This is a genomic window from Streptomyces asiaticus, assembly GCF_018138715.1.
GTDB classification, from domain to species: domain Bacteria; phylum Actinomycetota; class Actinomycetes; order Streptomycetales; family Streptomycetaceae; genus Streptomyces; species Streptomyces asiaticus.
Genome location: NZ_JAGSHX010000006.1, coordinates 406,497 through 430,475 on the forward strand (window position 1 = coordinate 406,497; position 23,979 = coordinate 430,475).

The 23,979-nt window shown below is 72.8% G+C and carries 5 protein-coding genes; all 5 read right to left on the minus strand.

Annotated elements, in window-relative coordinates; all coding sequences use genetic code 11:
• Positions 1–35 precede the first annotated feature (35 nt).
• Positions 36–5,177: a type I polyketide synthase gene (locus tag KHP12_RS09075; protein WP_211832507.1), complete on the minus strand. Its 5,142-nt coding sequence runs from the start codon at positions 5,175–5,177 to the stop codon at positions 36–38.
• Entirely contained in the window at positions 5,177–18,487 is a 13,311-nt protein-coding gene (locus tag KHP12_RS50845; protein ID WP_308289338.1) for a type I polyketide synthase, read from the minus strand. Before KHP12_RS50845 ends, KHP12_RS09075 begins: the two co-directional genes overlap by 1 nt.
• Positions 18,488–18,624: 137 nt before the next feature.
• A complete protein-coding gene (gene rfbB / locus KHP12_RS09105; protein ID WP_086883944.1) occupies positions 18,625–19,599 on the minus strand; it encodes a dTDP-glucose 4,6-dehydratase in 975 nt (324 codons plus the stop codon).
• Positions 19,600–19,612: 13 nt separating this feature from the next.
• On the minus strand, positions 19,613–20,485 hold the full coding sequence (gene rfbA / locus KHP12_RS09110) for a glucose-1-phosphate thymidylyltransferase RfbA (RefSeq protein WP_086883945.1): 873 nt from the start codon (positions 20,483–20,485) through the stop codon (positions 19,613–19,615).
• 135 nt (positions 20,486–20,620) lie between these two features.
• Positions 20,621–23,497: a helix-turn-helix transcriptional regulator gene (locus tag KHP12_RS09115; RefSeq protein WP_086883946.1), complete on the minus strand. Its 2,877-nt coding sequence runs from the start codon at positions 23,495–23,497 to the stop codon at positions 20,621–20,623.
• Between the last annotated feature and the right edge of the window lie 482 nt (positions 23,498–23,979).

The following is a 23,979-nucleotide window of genomic DNA, read 5'->3' on the forward strand; positions in this document are numbered from 1 at the left end:
AACGTCGGTGGCGGCCGGGGCGGTGGCGCGGCGGTTCATGGGGCCGTCAGATCCCGGCCCAGCAACTCGAACACCCCGTCGAGCAGCTCGAACATCTCGTCGTCGGTGGCCGATTCGATGTCGTCCAGCTCCAGGGCGGCGAGGGTGGACTGGACGCGGTCGAGCTCGGCGAGCGCCACGGTGTCCGCGGGCTCCCCGCCCGAGGGCAGGAGCTCCTCCCGCAGCAGCACGGCGAGGTCGTCGGCGGTCGGGTAGTCGAAGACGAGGGTGACGGGCAGCCGGAGCCCGGTGGCGGCGTTCAGCCGGTTGCGCAGATCGACGGCGGTGAGTGAGTCGAAGCCCAGCTCCTTGAAGGCCCGTCCGGTCTCGACCGCGCCCGCGTCGGCGTAGCCGAGGGCCGCGGCCGCCTGCTCGCTCACCAGCTCCACGAGGACGGTGTGGCGGTCGGCCGGGCCGAGCTCCGTGAGCCGCGTGCGCAGCGCGGCGGCGCCACCGGCATCCTCCCGCTCCGCCCCGGCCGGGTCCTGCCAAGTGCCGCCCGCCTCGGGGAGGTCGGCGAGCAGCGGCAGCGGACGGGTGGCGGACAGGGCGGGGGCGAAACGGCCCCAGTCGATGTCGGCCGCGACGAGGAAGCCATCGCTTCGCGCGACGGTCTGCCGCAGCAGTTCCAGCGCCCGTACGCCGTCGATGGGCGGCGCGCCACGGCGTCGCAGCTGGTCCGCCATCTCGCCGTCGATCATTCCGCCGCCCGCCCAGGCGCTCCAGGCCACCGAGGTGGCGGGCAGGCCGTCCGCGCGGCGCAGTTGGGCGAGTGCGTCGAGATACGCGCTGGCCGCCGCGTAGTTGCCCTGTCCGGCGGCGCCCACGGTGCCGGCGATCGAGGAGATCAGGACGAACGCGTCGAGGTCCAGGTCCAGGTCCCGGGTGAGCTCGTGCAGCAGGCGCGCGCCCGCCACCTTGGGGCGCAGTACGGCCTCGATCCGCTCGGGGGTGAGCGCGTCGACGGTGGCGTCGTCCAGCGCGCCCGCGGCGTGCACCACCGCGGTGAGCGGGTGGTCCGCGCCGTCGCGCGTGACCTGGTTCAGCAGGTGTGCCAGTGCCTCGCGGTCGGCCACGTCGCACGCGGCGACGGTCACCCGGGCGCCGCGCGCGGTCAGTTCGGCCTCCAGCGCGGCCGCGCCGGGGGCCTCGGGGCCACGGCGGCTGACGAGCACCACGTGTTCGGCGCCCTCGTCGACCAGTCCGCGGGCGATCTGGGCGCCGACGCCGCCGGTGCCGCCGGTGATCAGGACGGTGCCGCGGGGCTGCCAGCGCTCACCGGAGCGGGTGGCCCCGGCCCGCCGGAGCCGCCGGGCGAGGGTCCCCGAGGCGCGGATGGCCAGCTGGTCCTCGCCGTCCTGGCCGGTCAGGGCGCGGGCGAGCGCCCGGAGGGATCCCTCGTCGAGCGTCCCGGGCAGATCGATCAGCCCGCCCCAGCGCTGTGGATGCTCCAGGGCGACCACAGCGCCCAGGCCCCAGACGAGGGCTTGCGCGGGGGCTTCGAGACGGTCGGCGCCGCTGGTGGAGACGGCGCCCCGGGTGACACACCACAGGGGTGCGTCGACGCCCGCCTCGCCCAGCGCCCGCACCAGGTCGAGGGTGGTGGCGAGCCCGGTGGGCACGTCGGGGTGTTCCGGGTGCGGTGCCTCGTCGAGAGCGAGGAGAGACACCAGGCCGCCGGGCGCCCCGGTGTCCCCGAGGGCCTCGGTGATACGGGCGGCGAGCCGGGTGCGGTCGGTGTCGTCCGGGCCGATGCGCAGGGGGACGACCTCGACGCCGAGCGCGGCGAGCCCGGCCATGATGGCCTTGGTGACAGCGGGGCCAGGGGTGGCGGGGGCGTTGTTGGTGAGCCCGGCGGTGGCAGGACCGGCGGCACCGGCCTCGGTGTCGGTGGCTCCAGAGCTGACGGGCCCGGCCTCGGCGACCGTGGTGTCGAGGGTTCCGGTGTCGACGGCTCCGGCAGTGGTGGCACCGGAGTCGTTGGCCCGGGCGTCGGCGGGCCCGGCCTCGGCGGCCTCGGTATCGGCGGCCTCGGTATCGGTGGCCTCGGTATCGGTGGCCTCGGTGTCAGTGGCGCGAGCCTCGGCGGGCACCGCCACCAGGAGGCGGCCCGGGAGCGTGAGGGTCCGCCGGCCGTCGAGCGATTGCCAGTCGAGCGGTTGCCAGCCGATGCGGTAACGCCACGAGTCGAGCGCCGCCTGGTCGCTCAGCCGGGACCGCCACGACGAGAGCAGCGGAAGCACCTCGCTGAGGGGCGCGTCGGCGGCCGCGCCCAGCGTCGCCGTCAGCGTGTCCAGGTCCGCGTTCTCGACCGCGGTCCAGAACTCCGTCTCCGCCGGGCCGGTGGCCGCCTCCGCGACGGGGCCGGTCCGGGGCTCGACCCAGTAGCGGGTGCGCTGGAACGCGTAGGTGGGAAGGTCGACGCGCCTCGCTCCCCGTCCGGCGAACAGTCCCCGCCAGTCCACCTCCGCGCCATGGACGTAGCCCTGGGCGAGCGAGAGCAGCATCCGCTCGGGGCCGCCCTCCTCGCGGCGCAGGGTGCCGATGACGGCGGCCGAGCCCTCGGCCGCCTCGACGGTGGCCTCGATGGCGGCGGCCAGCACGGGGTGCGGGCTCACCTCCACGAACAGCCGGTGGCCGCTGGTGAGCAGCGCCCGGGTGGCCGTTTCGAGCCGTACGGTCTCCCGCAGGTTGCGCGCCCAGTAGGCGGCGTCGAGCCCAGCGGTGTCCAGGGGTTCACCGGTGACGGTCGAGTGGAAGACGATCCGCGAGGTGCGCGGCCGGACAGGGGCGAGGATCCGGAGCAGTTCGTCGTGGATCTCCTCCACCTGCGCGGAGTGCGAGGCGTAGTCCACCGGGATCAGCTTCGCCCGGACGTCCTCGGCCTCGCATTGGGCCAGCAGCTCGCGCAGGGCCTCCGGTTCGCCGGAGACGACCACCGCGCCGGGGCCGTTGACGGCCGCCACGGAGATACGGCCGTCCCAGGCGGCGATCCGCTCCCGCACCTCCTCGACCGGGAGCGACACGGACATCATGCCGCCGTGTCCGGCCAGCCCACGGGCGATGGCCTGCGACCGCAGCGCGACGACCCGCGCCCCGTCCTCCAGCGACAGCGCACCCGCCACCACCGCGGCCGCGATCTCCCCCTGCGAATGCCCCATCACGGCGGCGGGAGTCACACCACACGCCCGCCACACCTCCGCCAGTGACACCATCACCGCCCACAACGCCGGCTGCACCACATCCACCCGCCCCAGCGCCTTCTCATCCCCCAGCACCTCCGCCAACGACCACTCCACAAACCCCGAAAGCGCCGCCTCGCACTCCGCCAACCGACCCGCGAACACCGGCGAGGAGTCCAGCAACTCCACCGCCATCCCCACCCACTGCGACCCCTGCCCCGGAAACACGAACACCGGACGGGCCTCGGGCACCGCCGCGCCCTCCCCGCGCACCACCCCCGGGGACACCCCGCCGGAGGCCAACGCCTCCAGGGCGCCCAGCAGTTGGGGGCGGTCCGCGCCCACCACCGCGGCGCGGTATTCGAAGACCGACCGTCCGGTGGCGAGCGAGTGGCCGACATCGGCCGGGGACACCTCGGGGCGCTCGTTCAGACGCGCCAGCAGCCGCTCCGCCTGTGCCCGCAGGGCCGCTTCGCTCCTGCCCGAGAGCACCCAGGGGACGGCGGATCCGCCGAGCGCGGTCCCGTCCAGGGCGGGGACGCCTTCTTCGCCGTCCTCCTCCTCAGCCGGAGCCTGTTCGAGAATGACATGCGCGTTGGTGCCGCTCACGCCGAACGCGGACACCCCGGCGCGGCGCGGACGGCCGCGCTCCGGCCACTCCCGCGCCTCGGTCAGCAACTCGACGGAGCCGGAGGACCAGTTGACGGCCGGGGACGCCTGCTCGACATGGAGTGTCCTCGGCAGCGTGCCGTGGCGCAGCGCCATCACCGTCTTGATGACCCCGCCGACCCCGGCCGCCGCCTGGGTGTGGCCGATATTGGACTTGAGCGAGCCGAGCCACAGCGGATGGCCGGAGGCGCGGCCCTTGCCGTACGTGGCGAGCAGCGCGCCCGCCTCGATGGGATCGCCGAGCGCCGTGCCCGTGCCATGGGCCTCGACGGCGTCGACGTCGTCCACGGTGAGCCCGGCGGCGGTCAGCGCCGCCTCGATGACCCGGCGCTGGGCCGGGCCGTTGGGCGCGGCGAGGCCATTGCTGGCGCCGTCCTGGTTCATCGCGCTGGATCGCAGCACGGCGAGGACGGGGTGGCCGTTGCGGCGGGCGTCGGAGAGCCGCTCCAGCAGCACCATGCCCGCGCCCTCGCCCCAGCCGGTGCCGTCGGCGCCCGCGGCGAAGGACTTGCAGCGGCCGTTGGCGGCCAGTCCACGCTGATGGCTGAACTCGACGAAGACACCCGGGGTGGCCATGACCGCCACCCCTCCGGCCAGCGCCAGCGAGCATTCGCCGCGGCGCAGCGCCTGGGCCGCCAGATGCATGGTCACCAGTGACGAGGAGCACGCGGTGTCCAGGGTGATGGCCGGCCCTTCGAGGCCGAGGGTGTAGGAGATCCGGCCGGAGGCCACGCTGGAGACGTTGCCGATCAGCAGATGGCCCTCGACGCTCTGCGGGGCGTACTGCGGGTCCCCGCCGTACTGGAACGAGGCGAGCCCCACATAGACCCCGGCCCTGGTGCCCTTCAGCGAGAGCGGGTCGATGCCCGCGCGCTCGATCGCCTCCCAGGACACCTCCAGCAGCAGCCGCTGCTGCGGGTCCATGGCCAGCGCCTCGCGCGGGGAGATGCCGAAGAAGGCCGGGTCGAACTGGTCGGCGTCGTGGACGAAGCCGCCCTCGCGGGTGTTGCAGGTGCCGGACCGGCCCGGGTCGGGGTCGTAGAGCCCATCGACGTCCCAGCCCCGGTTGGCGGGGAACTCCGAGATCGCGTCGCGGCCCTCGGCCACCAGCCGCCACAGGTCCTCCGGCGAGCGGACACCACCGGGGAAGCGGCAGCCCATCGAGACGATGGCGATCGGCTCCCGCTCATCGGCCTCGATCCGCTCCAGCCGGTCACGGGCCTGCTTGAGGTCGGAGGAGACCCGCTTGAGGTAGGTGAGGAGTTTCTCTTCGTTCTCGTTCGCCATCAGGAAGCCCCGAATTCGTTGTCGATGAAGTCGAAGACCTCGTCGGCGGTGGCGGAGAGGAGGCCGGTGTCGGGGGACGGCCCGCCGGTGTGTTCCCCGGGCGTGCCGCCCAGCTTCGCCATGAGGTCGTTCAGCCGCCCCGTCAGCCGCTCCCGCACCCCGTCCTCGGCCATCAGCTCCGGCAGCGCGGACTCCCACCGGTCCAGGTCGTCGAAGAGGGTGCGCGCGTCCGCCGGGCGGGCCGACGGCAGCTGGCCGCGCAGGTACTCGGCCAGTGGCGCGGGCGCCGGATAGTCGAAGACGAGGGTGGCGGGCAGGTCGAGTCCGGTGACCGCGGCCAGCCGGTTGCGCAGTTCGACGGCGGTGAGCGAGTCGAAGCCCAGCTCCTTGAACGGGCGGCCGCCGGCGACCGCGTCGGACGAGGAGTGGCCGAGTACGGCCGCCGCCTGGGCGTGCACCAGGTCCCGCAGGGCCCGGTCCAGGTCCTCGCCCGTCAGGTCCGCGAGGCTCGCCAGGAAGGTGTCCGCCACGTCGTCCGGCCCGGTGGTGTCGGGAGCCGCGGTGGTGGCGAGGGCGTCGCGCACCTCCGGCAGCTCGCCGATCAGCGGCCGGGGGCGGGCGGCGGTGAAGCCGGGGACGAAGCGGTCCCAGCGCACATCGGCGAGGACGAGGGAGGTCTCGCCGGTGTGCAGCGCCTCGCTCAGCGCGGTCACGGCCAGCTCCGGTGCCATCGCGGGCAGTCCACGGCGGCTGAGGTGCTCCGCCACCTCGCCGTGCTCGATCATGCCGTGGTCGGCCCAGGGCCCCCAGGCCACGGAGGTGGCGGGGAGGCCGCGTGCCTCGCGGTGCTCGGCGAGGGCGTCCAGATGGGCGTTGGCGGCCGCGTAGGCGCTCTGCCCGCCGCTCCCCCAGGTGGCGGCGATGGACGAGAAGAGCACGAACGCCTCGAGGTGGTCCTGGTCCAGCAACGCGTCCAGATGCGCGGCGCCCAGCACCTTGCCGTCGGCCATCTCCGCGAAGTCGGCCACCGTACTGTCGGCGAGCTGGGAGAACTCCACGACGCCCGCCGCGTGGAAGACGGCGTGCACCGGGTCGCCCCCGGTGGTGATCCGGCGCAGCAGTGCCGCCACCTCGTCGCGGTCGCGGACGTCGCACGCCGCCACCGTCACCCGGACACCGCCCTCGCCCAGCGCGATCAGCTCGTCGCGCAGTCCGGCGGCGCCGGGCGCCGCCATGCCGCGGCGGCTGGTGAGCACGAGGTGTTCGGCGCCGGAGCGGGCCAGCCAGCGGGCCACCTGGGCGCCGAGCCCGCCGGTGCCCCCGGTGATCAGCACGGTGCCATGCGGTTTCCAGCTCTCCCGGCCCGGTGTGCGCAGCGGCGCCCGGACCAGCCGCCGGACGAACACCCCGGCGTCGCGGAGGGCGAGTTGGTCCTCCAGGCCGCTGTCGCCGGCGATGCCGGAGAGCGCGGCGCACAGCCGGTCCGCCGTGCGCTCGTCGAGGTTCTCGGGAAGGTCGACCAGTCCGCCCCACCGCTGCGGGTGCTCCAGGGCCACGACCCGGCCGAGGCCCCAGGTGGCGGCCTGCGCGGGGCTGCCGAGCGGATCGGATCCGCTCACCGAGACGGCGCCGGTGGTGGCGAGCCACAGCGGGGCGGCGATCCCCGCGTCGCCCAGCGCCTGGGTCAGCCCGACGTTGAGGGCCAGACCGGTGCTGAGCGCGGTGTGTTCGGGGTGCGGGCCGTCGTCGAGGGCGAGCAGCGAGAGCACACCGGCCGGTGTGCCACCGGTGTCCGCCTCGTGGCGCAGCCGCGCGGCCAGCGCGTCACGGCCGGTCGTGGCCACGGTGAGGGGCACCACGCGCGCCCCGCGCCGGTCGAGGGCGGCCGCCACGGCGGCGACCCGCGCGCCGTCCGCCCGGCCCTCCGGCACGGCCACCCACCAGGTGCCGGACAGCGGCGCCGTACGCCCCTCGACGGCCATCGGGGACCAGGTGATCCGGTAGCGCCAGGAGTCCACGGTGGCGCGGTCGCTCTGGCTCCGGCGCCAGGAGGAGAGCGCGGGCAGCAGGTCGCCGAGCCGCGCCTGCTGGTCGATCTCCAGGGTGGTGGTCAGCGCCTCCAGGTCCTCGCGCTCGACCGCCTCCCAGAAGCGGGCCTCCACGGAGGACGCGTCCGTGGTGGCGGCGTCGGTCGGCGTTCCCGGCGTGGCGGGGTCGAACCAGTAGCGCTGCCGCTGGAAGGCGTACGTGGGCAGCTCCACCCGATGCGCGCCGCGCCCGGCGAACACCCGCTCCCAGCCGACCTCGCCACCGTGAGCGTGCACCTGGGCGACCCCGGAGAGCAGCGCCTCGGTCTCCTCGCGGTCCTTGCGCAGGAGCGGTACGAACGCGGCCGGACCAGAGACGCATTCCTGCCCCATGGCGGAGAGCACACCGGCCGGACCGAGCTCCACAAAGCGAGTGACACCCTGCCCTTCGAGGAACCGTATGCCGTCCCCGAAGCGCACCGCCTGACGCACATGACGCACCCAGTACTCCGGCGAGCACACCTCATCGCCCGCCAACTCGCCCGTGAGGTTCGAGACGATCGCGATGTGCGGCATGGCGTAGGTGATCCGGCCCGCCACCTCGGCGAATTCGCCCAGCATCCCCTCCATCAGCGGCGAGTGGAACGCATGCGAGACGCTCAGCCGCTTGCTCTTGACCCCCACCGCGTCCGCCACCGCGAGCACCGCGGACTCCTCACCGGAAATGACGGTCGCCACCGGGCCGTTGACCGCCGCAACGCTCACCCGGCCCTCGTAACCGACCAGACGCGGTGTCACATCGGCCTCGGCGGCCTTCAGCGACACCATCGCACCGCCCTCGGGCAGCGCCTGCATCAACCGGCCACGCGCCGCCACCAGCGCACAGGCGTCCTCCAACGAGAACACCCCCGCCACATGGGCCGCCGCCAACTCCCCCACCGAGTGCCCCACCAGGAAGTCCGGCACCAGACCCCAGGACTCCACCAGCCGGAACAGCGCCACCTCCAAAGCGAACAGCCCGGTCTGGGTGAACACCGTCCGATCCAGCGCCTCAGCATCCCCGCCGAAGACCACCTCCCGCACCGAACCGCCCAGATGACGGTCCAGCCCCGCGCACACCTCGTCGAACGCCGCCGCGAACACCGGGAACGCCGCGTACAACCCCCGCCCCATCCCGAGCCGTTGAGCGCCCTGACCGGTGAACAGGAACGCCGTCCTGCCCTCGTCGTCGGCCACCGTGCCCGGGGTGACACCCGTGGCGAGCTGCTCCAGTCCCCTCAGCAGCTCCTTCTGGTCGCGGCCGACGACCGCCGCCCGGTGGCCGAAGGCGGACCGGGTCAGCGCCAACGAGTAGCCCACGTCCACCGGATCCAGCTCCGGCCGCGCCGCCACATACGACCGCAGCCGCTCCGCCTGAGCGCGCAGCGCCACCTCGCCCCGTGCCGAGAGCACCCACGGGACCACATCGGTGCGCACCGACGGCTCCGGCTCGGTGGCCGGTTCGGTGGCCGGGGCGGCGGGCGGTTCCTCCAGGATGAGGTGGGCGTTGGTGCCGCTGATGCCGAAGGCGGACACCCCGGCGCGCCGCACCCGCTCGCCCGCGGGCCACTCCCTGGCCTCGGTCAGCAGCTCGACGGCCCCGGCCGTCCAGTCCACATGCGGGGTGGGCTCCTTGACGTGGAGCGTCCTGGGCAGCAGGCCGTGGCGCATCGCCATGACCATCTTGATGACACCGGCGCCGCCGGCCGCACCCTGGGTGTGGCCGATGTTGGACTTCAACGCGCCCAGCCTCAGCGGCCGTTCGGCCTCCCGGCCCTGGCCGTAGGTGGCGAGGATGGCCTGGGCCTCGATCGGGTCGCCGAGCGTGGTGCCGGTGCCGTGCGCCTCGACGGCGTCCACCTCATCGGCCGACAGCCCGGCGTTCGCCAGCGCCTGGCGGATCACCCGCTGCTGGGACGGGCCGTTGGGGGCGGTGAGGCCGTTGCTGGCGCCGTCCTGGTTGACGGCCGAGCCACGCACCAGCGCCAGCACCTCATGGCCGTTGGCCCGCGCGTCGGACAGCCGCTCCAGCAGCACCATGCTGACGCCCTCGCCCCAGCTGGTGCCGTCGGTGTCGGAGGAGAACGCCTTCGACCTGCCGTCCGGGGCGAGCCCGCGCTGCCTGCTGAACTCGATGAACAGGCTCGGCGTCGACATCATCGTCGTGCCGCCCGCCAGCGCCATCGAGCATTCGCGCTGGCGCAGCGCCTGCGCCGCCTGGTGGATGGCGACCAGGGAGGAGGAGCACGCGGTGTCGATGGTGAGCGCAGGACCCTCCCAGCCGAGGGAGTAGGCGATGCGGCCGGAGACCACACTGGCGGCCTTGCCCGTCAGCAGATACCCCTCCATGTCCTCGGGGATCTCGCCCAGCCGCGAGGCGTAGTCCTGGCCGGTGGAGCCGATGAACACGCCCGCCGTGCTGCCCTTCGTGGAGTGCGGGTCGATCCCGGCGCGCTCCAGCGCCTCCCAGGAGGTCTCCAGCAGCAGCCGCTGCTGCGGGTCCATGGCCAGCGCCTCGCGGGGGGAGATCCCGAAGAACTCGGGGTCGAAGTCGTAGGCGTCGTAGAGGAAGCCGCCTTCCTTGGCGTAACTCCGGCCCGGCGTATCGGGGTTGGGGTCGTAGAGCTCCTCGACGTTCCAGCCGCGGTCGGTCGGGAAGGTCGAGATCACATCGCGGCCGTCCGCCACCAGCTCCCACAGGTCCTCGGGGCCGCGGACCCCGCCGGGCAGCCGGCAGCTCATGGCCACGATGGCGATCGGATCGTCATCGGCGGGGCGGACGGCGGCCACCACGGCCGCCACTTCCGCCTGCTCGCCCAGTGCCTCGCGCCGCAGGTGGTCCACCAGCACGGCGGGGGTCGGGTAGTCGAAGAGCAGGGTGGTCGGCAGCCGCAGCCCGGTGGCGGCGCCCAGCCGGTTGCGCAACTCCACGGCGGTCAGGGAGTCGAAGCCGACCTCGCGGAAGGCGCGGGTGGCCTCGATGTCGTCCGGGGCGGCGAGCCCCAGCACGCCCGCCGCGTGTTCCCGCACCAGGTCCAGCAGGAACGGGTCCCGGTCGGCCGCCGGCAGGGCGGCCAGCCGCCGCCCGAACGAGCTCTCGTCGCTCTCCGCGGCCCCGCCTCCGCCACCGGCCCGTACGACGCGGCGCACCGGTGTCCGGACCAGGCCGCGCAGATGGGCCGGTACGGCGTCCTGGCCGGGGGTGGCGGCGCCGCTCGCGGCGCGCTTGCGCAGCTCGGCGAGGTCGAGCCGGACGGGTACCAGCGTGGCATCGCCCGCCTCCCGCGCGGCGTCGAAGAGTTCCATGCCCTCCGCGCTGGGCAGCGGACGGATGCCGGAGCGCGCCATGCGCCGCACATCGGCGTCGTCCAGATGCCCGCTCATGCCGCTGCGCTGCTCCCACAGGCCCCAGGCGAGGGACTGGGCGGCCAGGCCACGGGCCCTGCGGTGCTGGGCGAGGGAGTCCAGGAAGGCGTTGGCGGCGGCGTAGTTGGCCTGTCCGGCGTTGCCGATGGTGGCGACGACGGAGGAGTAGAGCACGAACGCGGCCAGGTCGTGGTCCGCGGTCAGCTCGTGCAGATTCCACGCGGCGTCGACCTTGGGCCGCAGCACCCGGTCGAGCCGCTCGGGGTTCAGCGCGTCCACGACGCCGTCGTCGAGCACACCCGCCGCGTGGATCACGGCCGTCAGTGGACGCGCGGCGGGGATCGCGCCGAGAAGCCCGGCGAGCGCCTCCCGGTCGGCGGCGTCGCAGGCGGCGACGGTGACGGTGGCTCCCGACCCGGCCAGCTCCGAGCGGAGTTCACCCATACCGTCGGCCGCGGGCCCACGCCGACTGACCAGCAGCAGATGCCGTACGCCATGCTCGCCCACCAGATGGCGGGCGACGAGCCCACCGAGGGTCCCGGTGGCGCCGGTGATGAGGACGGTGCCCTCGGGGTCCAGCGGCCGGTGGCCGCCGGCGGGCCCGGTGGCCCGGGCGGCGGTGGTCTCGGCGGGCCCGGTCGCGGCGGCCACAGTGCCGGTGGCACCGGCCCCCTGGGCAGCCCCGGCAGCCCGGGTTGCGGCGACCGCGGCAGCCCCAGCAGTCCCGGTAGCCCCGGGGCCTGCGGCCCCGGCAGCTCCGGTGGTGGCAACCTCCGCGACCCCGGTGGCGGTGGCCCCGGTAAGCGCGGTGGCGGTAGCCTCGGTGGCCCCCGTCCCCCTCGCCACCCGCCCCAGCCGGGGCACCCTCACCAGTCCCTCGCGTACCGCGCACTGAGGTTCGCCAGAAGCCACCGCGGCCGGGAGAGCGGTCGCCGACTCCGGATCGGCGTCGAGGTCGACGAGGACGAAGCGGCCGGGGTGTTCCGACTGGGCCGAGCGCACCAGGCCCCATACGGCTCCGTGGGCCACGTCCGGGACCGCTTCGCCGGGGGCGGCCGCGACCGCGCCGCGGGTGAGGAACACCAGCCGGGACGAGGCGAGGCGCTCATCGGAGATCCAGCGCTGGATCAGCGCCAGCGCTCGGTGGGTGGCCGCGTGGGCCGCCTCCGCCACATCGCCGTCGCCCTCGGCGACGCACGGCACCAGCACCGCGTCCGGCGCGTCCGCCGTCTCGTCGTACGGCACCGCGTCCACGGCCGCGGAGAGCCCGAGCGGGTCGTCGCCGAGCACCGCCCAGCTCGCCGGGGTCCAGATGGTGTCGCCGGACACCGCGGGCCACTCCAGCCGGAACAGCGACGGGTGGAGGGCGGAGCGGCCGCCGATCGGTTCGGGCGTGTCCACCGCGCGCAGCACGAGCCGGTCCACCGACGCCACCGGGGCGCCGCTCAGGTCGACCGCGACGACCGCGTACGTACCGGGACCCGTCGGCGTCAGCCGCACCCGCAGCGCGGTGGCACCCGTCGCGTACAGGGCGACACCGCTCCATACGGCGGCCAGCCGCGACCCGCCACCGTCGCCATGGCCATCGCCGCCACCGTCGCCCGGGGTCTCCACCGCGTCGAGCGCCGACTCCAGCAGCACCGGGTGCAGTCCGTAGCGCGCGGCGTCGGCCTCCTCGGCCTCGGTCAGCCCGACCTCGACGTAGAGGTCCGCACCGAGCCGCCAGGCCGCGACGGAGCCTCCGGCCACCCCCGCCGGGACGGCGTCGGCCGGGGGCCACGTGGCGAGGCCGATGTCGGCGGCCGGAGCACCCGTGCCCAGAACCGCCGTGGCGTACCGCGTCCACGGCTCGTCCGGGTCGGCGCCCTCGGCGCGCGCGTGGACGCTGAGGGCGCGCAAGCCCCCGCCGTCCGGGGCGCCGATACGCACCTGGATCACCGCGGCGCCCTTCTCGGGCAGCACCAGCGGCGCCTCCAGGGACAGTTCCTCGATCCGGTCGCAGCCGACCTGGTCGCCCGCGCGGATCGCCAGTTCGGCGAGGGCGCTGCCGGGGAGCACGGCCGCGTCGGGGCCGGTGCGCTCGGTGAGCCAGGGGTGGTCCTGTGCGGAGATCCGGCCGGTGAACAGGTGGTCGTCGGCGCCCGCCAGCGGGACCGCCGCGCCGAGCAGCGGATGCCCGGCCGCGTCGAGTCCGGCCGCCGCCACATCGCTCGCCGCGGCCGGCTTGTCCAGCCAGTACCGCTGCCGCTGGAACGGATACGTCGGCAGCTCCGGGGCACGCTCACCGCGCCCCGGGGCGCCCCCGAACACCGTGTCCCACGACGGCTCGACGCCCTGCACGTACGCCTCGGCGAACGAGCCCACGAAGCGCTCCGGGTCGCCCTCGTCCCGGCGCAGCGTGCCGACGACGGCGGCGTTTCCGCCCGCGTCCTCGATGGTCTGCTGGAGCGACATGGCGAGCATGGGGTGCGGGGAGCATTCGATGAACGCGGTGTGGCCGTCGGCCAGCAGCGCCCGGGTGGCCCGCTCGAAGTCCACCGGCTCGCGCATGTTCCGGTACCAGTAGTCGGTGTCCAGCTCGGTGGTGTCCAGCGGTCCACCGGTCACCGTGGAGTAGTACGCGATCCGCGAGGCGCGCGGCCGTACCCCCGCCACCTCGCGCAGCAGCCGCTCGCGCAACCCGTCGACCTGCGGGGAGTGTCCGGCGGTGTCCACGCCCGGCACCCGGCGGGACTTCACCCCGTCGGCGGCCAGCTCGGCCATGAAGGCGTCCAGGGCCTCCGGGTCGCCGGAGACGGTCACGGTGGCGGGACTGTTGACGGCGGCGATGCCGAGCCGTTCGCTCCACGGCCGCAGCCGCTCCGCGACCGTCCCGGCCGACGCGAGCACCGAGAGCATGCCGCCCTTGCCGCTCAGTTCGGCCCATGCCTGGCTGCGCCGGGCCACCACCTTGGCGGCGTCCTGGAGCGAAAGCCCTCCGGCCACGTACGCGGCGGCGATCTCGCCCTGCGAGTGGCCGACCACCGCGGCCGGTTCGACGCCGTGACTGCGCCACAGCGCCGCCAGCGACACCATCACCGCGAACAGCGCGGGCTGCACCACGTCGATACGGGACAGCGACGGCGCGCCCGGCTCACCGCGCAGCACATCGCGCAACGACCAGTCCAGGAACGGCTCCAGGGCGTCGGCGCACTCCTCCAGCCGCTCCGCGAAGACCGGCGAGGTGTCCCACAGCGGGAGCGCCATCCCGATCCACTGCGAGCCCTGCCCGGGGAAGACGAACACGGTCTTCCGCCGGCCGCCCGCCGTGCCCTGGACCACATGGGGCGCCGGGGTGCCCTGCGCGAGCGCGCCGAGGCCGTCCAGGAGCCGCTCCCGGCCCCGGCCGAGGACCACCGCCCGGTGGCCGAAGGCCGTGCGGGTGGTGGCGAGGGCGTGGCCGAGTGCGGCGAGGTCGGTGCCTGGGTGGTCGGCCAGCTGGTCCCGCAGCTGCTCGGCCCGGGTGCGCAGGGCCTGTTCGGTGCGCCCGGACAGCACCCAGGGCAGCACGGGCAGCCCCGGGGCCGCCGGGCGCGGCTCGTCGTGGCCGGCGGCCGGTTCGGCCGGGGCCTGCTCCAGGATGGCGTGCGCGTTGGTGCCGCTGATGCCGAAGGACGACACGCCCGCGCGGCGCGGCCGCCCGGTCTCCGGCTCCGGCCACGGCCGGGCCTCGGTCAGCAGCTCCACGGCCCCGGACGACCAGTCCACATGCGGAGAGGGCTCGTGTACGTGGAGGGTCTGGGGCAGCACGCCGTGGCGCAGCGCCAGCACCATCTTGATGACACCGGCCACGCCCGCGGCCGCCTGGGGGTGGCCGACGTTGGACTTCAGCGAGCCGAGCCACAGCGGCCGGTCCTCGGCACGGTCCCGGCCGTACGTGGCGAGCAGCGCGCCCGCCTCGATGGGGTCGCCGAGCGAGGTGCCGGTGCCGTGGGCCTCGACCGCGTCCACATCGGCCGCGGTGAGCCCCGCGTCGGCCAGCGCCTGCCGGATGACCCGCTGCTGGGCCGGGCCGCTCGGGGCGGTGAGGCCGTTGCTCGCGCCGTCCTGGTTGGTGGCGGAGCCACGGACCAGCGCCAGCACCTGGTGGCCGTTGCGCCGCGCGTCCGACAGCCGCTCCAGCAGCACCATGCCCACGCCCTCGCCCCAGCCGGTGCCGTCGGCGTCGGACGAGAACGCCTTGCAGCGGCCGTCGGGCGACAGCGCCTTCTGGCGACTCAGCTCCACGAAGATCCCGGGGCTGGACATCACGGTGGCGCCGCCGGCCAGCGCCAGCGAGCACTCGCCCTGGCGCAGCGACCGCACCGCCATGTGCAGGGCCACCAGGGAGGACGAGCAGGCCGTGTCGACGGTGACCGCCGGACCCTCGAGCCCCCAGGTGTAGGCGATCCGGCCGGAGGCCACGCTGGTGGTGCCACCGGTGAGCAGATAGCCCTCGAACCCCTCCGACGCCTCGTCCATCCGCGGCCCGTAGTCCTGCGGCATGGCGCCGACGAAGACACCGGCGTCGCTGCCCTTGAGCGTGGTGGGGTCGATCCCGGCGCGCTCGAACGCCTCCCACGCGGTCTCCATCAGCAGCCGCTGCTGGGGGTCCATCGCCTGGGCCTCGCGGGGGCTGATGCCGAAGAAGGCCGGGTCGAACTGGTCGGCCTCGTAGAGGAATCCGCCCTCGCGCACATAGCTGGTGCCGTGGCGGGCCGGGTCCGGGTCGTAGAGCGCGTCCAGATCCCAGCCCCGGTTGGCGGGGAAGCCGGCGATGGCGTCCCGGCCCTCGCTGACCAGCTCCCACAGTTGCTCGGGGGTGCGCACCCCGCCGGGGAGGCGGCAGCTCATCGCCACGATGGCGATCGGGTCGTCGTCGTCCGTGGTGACGGTCCGGGTGGCGGCCGGGCGCGGGGCCACGGCCGGCCGAGTGCCCACCACCACCTCCCGGAGGTGGTGGGAGAGGGCCAGCGGGGTGGGGTGGTCGAAGAGGACGGTCCCGGCGAGCCGTGTTCCGGTGGCGGTGCTGAGGAGGTTGCACAGTTCGACGGACATCAGCGAGTCGAAGCCGAGGTCCTTGAAGATCTTCTCGGGGTCGACCGCGTCGGGTCCCGGGGAGCCCAGCACCCAGGCGGTGTGCGTTCGGACCAGCTCCAGCGCCACGCGCTCGCGCTCGGCGGCGTCGGTCAGGGCCGCGAACTCCGCACGCCAGGAGAGGGGTTCATCGGTGGCGGCGTCCTCGGTGCCGGGGAGGTCGGTGTCCAGCCAGTAGCGCTGCCGCTGGAAGGCGTACGTGGGCAGCTCCACCCGATGCGCGCCGCGCCCGGCGAACACCCGCTCCCAGCCGACCTCGCCACCGTGAGCGTGCACCTGGGCGACCCCGGAGAGCAGCGCCTCGGTCTCCTCGCGGTCCTTGCGCAGGAGCGGTACGAACGCGGCCGGACCGGAGACGCATTCCTGCCCCATGGCGGAGAGCACACCGGCCGGACCGAGCTCCACAAAGCGAGTGACACCCTGCCCTTCGAGGAACCGTATGCCGTCCCCGAAGCGCACCGCCTGACGCACATGACGCACCCAGTACTCCGGCGAGCACACCTCATCGCCCGCCAACTCGCCCGTGAGGTTCGAGACGATCGCGATGTGCGGCATGGCGTAGGTGATCCGGCCCGCCACCTCGGCGAATTCGCCCAGCATCCCCTCCATCAGCGGCGAGTGGAACGCATGCGAGACGCTCAGCCGCTTGCTCTTGACCCCCACCGCGTCCGCCACCGCGAGCACCGCGGACTCCTCACCGGAAATGACGGTCGCCACCGGGCCGTTGACCGCCGCAACGCTCACCCGGCCCTCGTAACCGACCAGACGCGGCAGTACCTCGGCCTCCGGGGCCTGGAGGGAGACCATCGCACCGCCGCCGGGCAGCCCCTGCATCAACCGGCCACGCGCCGCTACGAGAGCGGCGGCGTCCTCCAGCGAGAACACCCCCGCCACATGGGCCGCCGCCAACTCCCCCACCGAATGGCCCACCAGGAAGTCCGGCACCAGACCCCAGGACTCCACCAGCCGGAACAGCGCCACCTCCAAAGCGAACAGCCCGGTCTGGGTGAACACCGTCCGATCCAGCGCCTCAGCATCCCCGCCGAAGACCACCTCCCGCACCGAACCGCCCAGATGACGGTCCAGCCCCGCGCACACCTCGTCGAACGCCGCCGCGAACACCGGGAACGCCGCGTACAACCCCCGCCCCATACCGAGCCGTTGGGCGCCCTGACCGGTGAACAGGAACGCCGTGCCGCCGCTGACCGCCTCCGCGCCCGGGACCACGCCCGCGGCGATTTGCTCCAGCCCGTTCAGCAGCTCCTCACGGTCGCGACCGACGACCGCCGCCCGGTGGCCGAAGGCGGACCGGGTCAGCGCCAACGAGTAGCCCACGTCCACCGGATCCAGCTCCGGCCGCGCCGCCACATACGACCGCAGCCGCTCCGCCTGAGCGCGCAACGCGCCCTCGCTACGGGCCGAGAGCACCCACGGCACCGTGTCGAGGGCCGTCTGCCGTTCCGCGGCCGGGTCGTCGGCGGGTGCCTCCTCCAGCACCATGTGCACATTGGTGCCGCCCATGCCGAACGAGCTGACACCCGCGAGCCGTGGGGCGTCCGGCTCCGGGGCCCAGGCGTCGAGGGCGGTCTGGACCGTCAGGCCCAGGGTGTCCAGGGGGATCGCGGGGTTCGGCGTCTCGTGGTTGAGGCTCGGGAACAGCTCGCGGTGGGCGAGCGAGAGCACCGTCTTGATGAGGCCGGTGATCCCGGCCGCGCCCTCGAGGTGGCCCACGTTCGTCTTGGCGGAGCCGACCCGCAGCGGCGCGCCGTCCGCTCGGCCGGCGCCGAGGACCGCGCCCAGCGCCGCGGCCTCGACCGGGTCGCCGACCTTGGTGCCAGTGCCGTGCAGTTCGACGTACTGGACCCGGGCGGGGTCGACTCCGGCGCGCTCGTAGGCGGCGCGCAGCATGGCCTCCTGCCCGTGGGCCGCGGGGGTGGTGAGGCTGTCGCCGCCGCCGTCGTTGTTGGCGTCGGAACCGCGGATCACACACAGCACCGGGTCGCCGTCGCGCAGCGCGTCCGGGAGCCGTTTGAGCACGACGAGGCCGCCGCCCTCGCCGCGCACATAGCCGTTGGCGCGGGCGTCGAAGGTGAAGGAGCGGCCGTCCGGGGAGAGCGCGCCGAACCGGGAGGCGGCGATGAAGCCGTCGGGGGCGAGGTTGAGCTGGACGCCGCCCGCGACGGCGGTCTCGCTCTCGCCGCGCCGCAGGCTCTCGCAGGCCAGGTGCACGGCGGCCAGGGACGAGGACTGCCCGGTGTCCACGGCCACGCTCGGGCCGCGCAGCCCGAGGGCGTAGGAGACCCGGTTGGCGATGATGCCGCGGTTGAGGCCGGTGAGGGTGTGCTGGGTGATGGCGGCCGGTTCGCCGCGGTGGACCAGGGCCGCGTAGTCGTCGGCGATGGCGCCGATGAAGACGCCGGTGCGGCTGCCGTCGAGTCGCGCCGGGACGAGTCCCGCGTTTTCCAGCGCCTCCCAGCACAGTTCCAGCGCGAGCCGCTGCTGGGGGTCCATCGCCCGTGCCTCTCGGGGTGAAATCCCGAAGAACTCCGGATCGAACTCGGCTGCCCTTTCGACGAATCCACCGAATCGAATACCGGCGTCCCGGAGCTCATCGGCATACCGGTCCGCCGGGATCTCCGTGATGGCGCTCTCTCCATTGCGCAGCAACTGCCGGAACTCATCCGGGGTCGATGCGCCCGGCACGCGACATGCCATACCGACGACTGCGATGTGCCCGTCACGCATCAGGGAGTTCTCCGACATCACGACCTCAGACTCTTCTCTCAGTTGAGATTACGACGCGACTGGACTGACCATGATCCGAAAGTCGACGGTATGGGGCGGGAGTCGGCTCAACCACCCCTAACCGCATCCACCCCTAACCCTTGGCGTAGGGGTGGTCACCTCTTCTTGAGCGGTTCCCACCAACCGCGGTGTGTCATGTACCACTTGGCGGTTTCCGCGAGGCCGTGTCCGAACGACATCTCGGGGCGGTAGCCGAGTTCGGCGGAGATTTTCGCGATGTCCACCGAGTAACGGCGGTCATGGCCCTTGCGGTCGGCCACCCGCTCGATCAGGGACCGGTCGGCGCCCAGCAGTTCGAGCAGCTGTTCCGTGAGTTCCAGATTGGTCAGTTCGGTGCCGCCGCCGATGTTGTAGACCTCTCCCGGGCGGCCGTTCTCGGCGACCAGGGCGATACCGCGGCAGTGGTCGTCCACGTGCAGCCAGTCCCGGACATTCCCGCCGTCGCCGTAGAGCGGTACCGGTTTGCCGTCCATGAGGTTGGTGACGAAGAGCGGTATGACCTTCTCGGGGTGCTGGTACGGGCCGTAGTTGTTGGAGCAGCGGGTCACACAGACGGGCAGTCCATGGGTGCGGTGGAAGGCCCGGGCCAGCAGATCTGAGGACGCCTTGGACGCGGAATACGGCGAGTTGGGTTCGAGTGGTTCCTCCTCGCTCCAGGAGCCGCTTTCGATGGAGCCGTAGACCTCGTCCGTGGAGACGTGGACGAACTTTCCGACCTCCGCGTTCGCGGCCGCGTTGAGGAGGGTGTGGGTGCCCAGGACATTGGTGCGCACGAATTCCTCGGCGCCGGATATCGAGCGGTCGACATGCGATTCCGCGGCGAAGTGAACCACCAGATCGGTGTCCCGCAGCAGCTTGCCGACGAGCTCGCCGTCGCAGATGTCACCGCGGACGAAGCGCAGCCGGGGGCTGTCCGCGACCTCGGCCAGGTTGGCCTCGTTGCCCGCGTAGGTGAGCTTGTCGACCACCACGACCTGGGCGTCCGCCCAAGCCGGGTACGCCCCTGTCAGGGTCTGCCGGACGAAGTGGGAGCCGATGAAGCCCGCGCCGCCGGTCACAACTATGCGCACTGGAGACAACCCTTCAGCGGTTATTGGCCGCGATATCCATCAGATAGTGTCCGTAGTCCGTCTTGCTGAGCTCCGCACCGAGCTCATAGCAGGCGGCGGCGTCGATGAACCCCATGCGGAAGGCTATCTCCTCGAGACAGGCGATCCGCACGCCCTGGCGCTGCTCCAGAAGCTGCACATACTGCCCCGCCTGAAGCAGCGAGTCATGGGTTCCGGTGTCCAGCCAGGCGAATCCGCGGCCGAGCCCCACCAGTCTGGCCTTTCCGCGTTCCAGATAGACGCGGTTGACGTCGGTGATCTCCAGTTCGCCGCGTGCGGAGGGTCTTACGTTCTTGGCGATGTCCACGACGTCGTTGTCGTAGAGATACAGACCGGTGATCGCCAGATTGGATTTGGGGGCGGCCGGCTTCTCCTCGAGGGAGATCAGCCGACCCCGCTCATCCATTTCCCCGACCCCGTAGCGCTCGGGGTCCTTGACTCCGTAGCCGAAGAGCACACAGCCGTCGACATGGCTTGCCTCATCGTGCAGCATCTTCGAGAACCCGGGCCCGTGGAAGATATTGTCGCCGAGGACCAGCGCCACCTGTTCGTCGCCGATGAACTCGGCTCCGATGATGAATGCCTCGGCGATTCCATTGGCTTCGGGCTGCTCGGCGTACTCGATCGAAAGACCCAGCCGGGCGCCGTCGCCGAGAAGCGCGCGGAACAGCTCCACATGGAGCGGGGTCGAGATGATCTGGATTTCCCTGACGCCGCCGAGCATGAGCACCGACAGCGGGTAATAGATCATCGGTTTGTTGTAGACGGGAAGGATCTGCTTCGACACCGCATGTGTCAAAGGATGCAGTCGGGTACCGCTTCCTCCGGCGAGGACTATGCCCTTCATGCGGCCAGAAGCTATCAACGCGGCCGGCCCGCGCTCCAGGTCTGTCGCGGCGATAGGGGGGTAATCAGGGGTGGGCATGGAACAGGGGTGGCCGCGTGTGGCCACCCCTTCCGCGGGACATCGCCCCGTCTTCGCTCAGGCGATTTCGTCCACCTGGGCCCGGAGCGCGGTCGGCAGCTGCTGCCGGCTCCTGATATTCAGCTTGCGGTACACCCGCGTCAAATGCTGTTCCACCGTGCTGATGGTGATGAACAGGCTGGCGGCTATTTCCCGGTTCGTATAACCGTCCACCGCCAGGGCGGCCACCCGGGCCTCGGATTCGCTGAGCTTGGTGCCCAGGGACGGCGGCACCGCCGGTTTCGGGCCGAGCGGTCCGGACACCGGCCGCACCACCGGCCGTGGATCGCGGGCCTCCAGACCGGAGTCGAGACGGATCCGGGCGCACAGCTCCTCGGCGCCGCACTCCTTGGCCATCCGCCAGGCCCGGCCCATGATGGCGTCGGCCCGCCCCAGCTCCCCGGATCCGCGCAGCGTACGTCCCAGATCGTCCAGCGCCCGGGCCAGCTCCAGGCGGTCGCCGGAGCACTGGAGCTCCTCGACGGCCTGGCCGAGCAGCCGGGACCGGTTCTCGATGTCGCCCGCCGCGGCCAGTAACCGCAGGGAGACGCCACGGACCCGGGAGTCCCCGGCGCCGTTCCTGGCCAGCTGTTCGGAGACCAGGTTGGCGGCCTTCTCCCGGTCGCCGAGCTCCAGCCATGCCTCGGCGGCGTCCGACCGCCAGGGCAGCAGCGCCGGCTGGTCGAGCTCCCACAGCTGGGCGAGCCGGCCGGCCATGAGGAATTCGCCGAGCGCGGCGTTGATGCGGTTGGTGGCCAGGTAGTAGCGGCCGCGGGCGCGGGTGTAGCCCAGTCCGTAAATGCTCTTGAACAGCGCCTCGGGGACCGGACGGCTCAGATGCCGCGCCGCCGCGTCATGCTTGCCCATCTCCGTGTACGCCAGGATCTGGCTGGCCAGGGGGCCGCCGATGAAGACGCTTCCGTCGCGGCCCGGCACGATCTCCAGGGCGGTGGTCGCATAGGCCGCCGACTCCACGAGATTGCCCTGCCGCAGGGCGATTTCGGCGCGGATCGAGGCGAAGATGGCCCGCCAGCCCGGCGCCCGGCGCCGCTCGGCCTCCTCCATCAGCGCGTCGCACCACGGCGCCGCCTTGTCCGGGCGGCCCGCGTACACCAGCGCGTTCACCGAATTGACGATGGGCTCGAAGGTGGCGTCGGTGAGCGGCGAGACATCGAGCACCTTCTCCGCCGCGGCCACCGGCGACTCCTCGCTCCCCCCGCGGCCGAAGAAGCCGCTGAACGCCGCCGTGATCGTCGACAGCGCGGAGGGTCTGCGGGATCTGAGCTGCGCACGGAGGGCGCCGCCGTCCTCGCCCTGGCGCGCCGTGGCCCCGGGGGCCCGGTCCTGCGCACCGGACTCCTGGGCCCAGCGGGTGGTCAGCCGGAACTGGGACATCGAGGTGGGTCCCGCGTTGCTCATCACGGCGTTGAGCCGGCCGATGGCACCGCGCGCCTCCTCGATCCGGCCGTGGGCGAGCAACAGCTCGATCAGCCGCCCGATATGGGAGGCGGGCAGCCGGTCGGCGTACAGCGCGGCCAGCGGCTCCTCCAGCATCCGCTCGGACGCCGAGGGGTTGAGCCGCCACATGATCCCGGCGGTGCCGATCCTGATGCCGGCCCGCAGCTCCTCGTCCGCGCAGGCCGCGTACGCCAGCTCCAGGCAGGCCACCGCCAGCTTGGCGTCGTCCTCGGCGAGCGCCTGCTGCGCGGCGTCCCGCAGCAGCGGCACCGCCCAGGGCTCGTCCGCGGCCTGGGCGGCGAGCAGATGGCGGGCCACGGCGAGGGTCCCCCCGCCGCCCTGGTGCAGCAGAACGGCGGCGCGCCGGTTCATGTCCAGCCGGACCTCGGGGTCCATGTCCTCCAGCACCGCGGCCTCGACATACGGGTGACGGAAGGCGAGACCGTCGACGAGGCCCGCCGCGTCCAGCGCGGCGACTCCGCGGCGGGTTCCGGCGGGGCCGATGCGCAGCAGCCGGCCGAGGAGTTCGAGGGAGGCGGACGCCCCGAGCACCGCGATGCCCTCGGCCAGCCGGGAGACGGTGCGCCCACTGCGGTAGACGCAGGTGAGCACGGCCTGCACAAACATGTCGCCCACCACGGGCTCCACTGCGCGGCTGCGCCGTGGGGGCGCCCCCGCGGTGCGGTAATCGTCAATCACCGCGCGTAACAACAACGGATTACCGCCGCTCACCTCATACCAGGTGTAGGCCACATCGGTGGAATCCGGAAGTCCCAGACGGGTGGTGAGCAGATGTGCCGTCTCGTCCCAGGACAGCCGTTCCAGCCGCAGCCGCTGGAAATTGGGCTGGCGCAGCAGTTCGGTATTGAAGACCGCGTCTTGTCGTTCGCTGTCCGTCGCCTGTGCGAACACCATGAGGAGTTTGGCGGAGCGCGAACGGGTCGCCAGGTACAGCAGGTACTGAAGTGACGCCGCGTCGACGAGCTGGAGTTCGTCGACGCAGATCACCACCGGTTCGCGGGAGGCGAGTTCATGGAGTGCGGCACGGAACTCCCGGGCTCCCTGGACATGGCTGGGGTTCGTGCCGACGGGGTCGCCACCTGGGGTTTCCCGGGGCGGTGCGGCGTCGAGGGCGCCGTGGTCGAGCGCCCGGCGCAGATGGTCGGCGGTCGCCCTGGGCAGCCGGGGCGAGTCCAGGAGCTGGCGCAGTGTGCCGAGCGGGGCCCGGTCGGCCGAGGTTCCGTATGCCTTGAGGACGAGGGCTCCGGCCTTCGCCGCATGGGCCGTGACGGCTTCGAGCGTATGGGTCTTGCCACAACCGACCGCGCCCTCGACGAGCACGATACCCGCCTCCCCGGACAGGCATCTGGAAAATGCCCGCCGAAGTCTCTCGAATTGCGCGTCGAATTGTCTGGCTCTGGCCGATGAAAACACCATTGCTCGCAACCCCCGAATGCGACGCGAAGCACTGCTACGGCAGTCCGAACGCCTCCCAGCAAGCTATACACCTACCGGTCACGCCACCATCGCCGCACGTAAAATCATCGTTAACGAATTACCAATTCTGAGCGGACTGCCCGACGATCGACAAAAGCGATGCGAGTGAGACACCCCCACCTGGGGCAACACGTGGCAGCCGAAGCGCACCGACACCCTGACAACCTGCGCCACCCCCGTTCACGTGGGCATTTGTTCGGAACGGCCAGCATACACGAGACCCCCTAGCCGCACCCGGGAAAGCTCTCGACATCCTTGACTCCGACACGAAGTGGTCATACACAGAGGGTTTCGAGGATCCGTTTCGAACATTTATTTGCCCGTTTTGATCGCCAATGCGGTTCTTATGTCTGTTGCCACTGGTAACCGCAAGTGATTCGCCGGGAATTCTCATGCCATAAAGCGGACAGAGGGTGGGCACG

Bases quoted from the DNA above. Each gene is read 5' to 3' on its own strand.
- KHP12_RS09075 (WP_211832507.1), bottom strand. From the start codon at position 5,177: ATGGCGAACGAGAACGAAGAGAAACTCCTCACCTACCTCAAGCGGGTC.
- KHP12_RS50845 (WP_308289338.1), bottom strand. From the start codon at position 18,487: ATGTCGGAGAACTCCCTGATGCGTGACGGGCACATCGCAGTCGTCGGT.
- rfbA (WP_086883945.1), bottom strand. From the start codon at position 20,485: ATGAAGGGCATAGTCCTCGCCGGAGGAAGCGGTACCCGACTGCATCCT.
- KHP12_RS09115 (WP_086883946.1), bottom strand. From the start codon at position 23,497: ATGGTGTTTTCATCGGCCAGAGCCAGACAATTCGACGCGCAATTCGAG.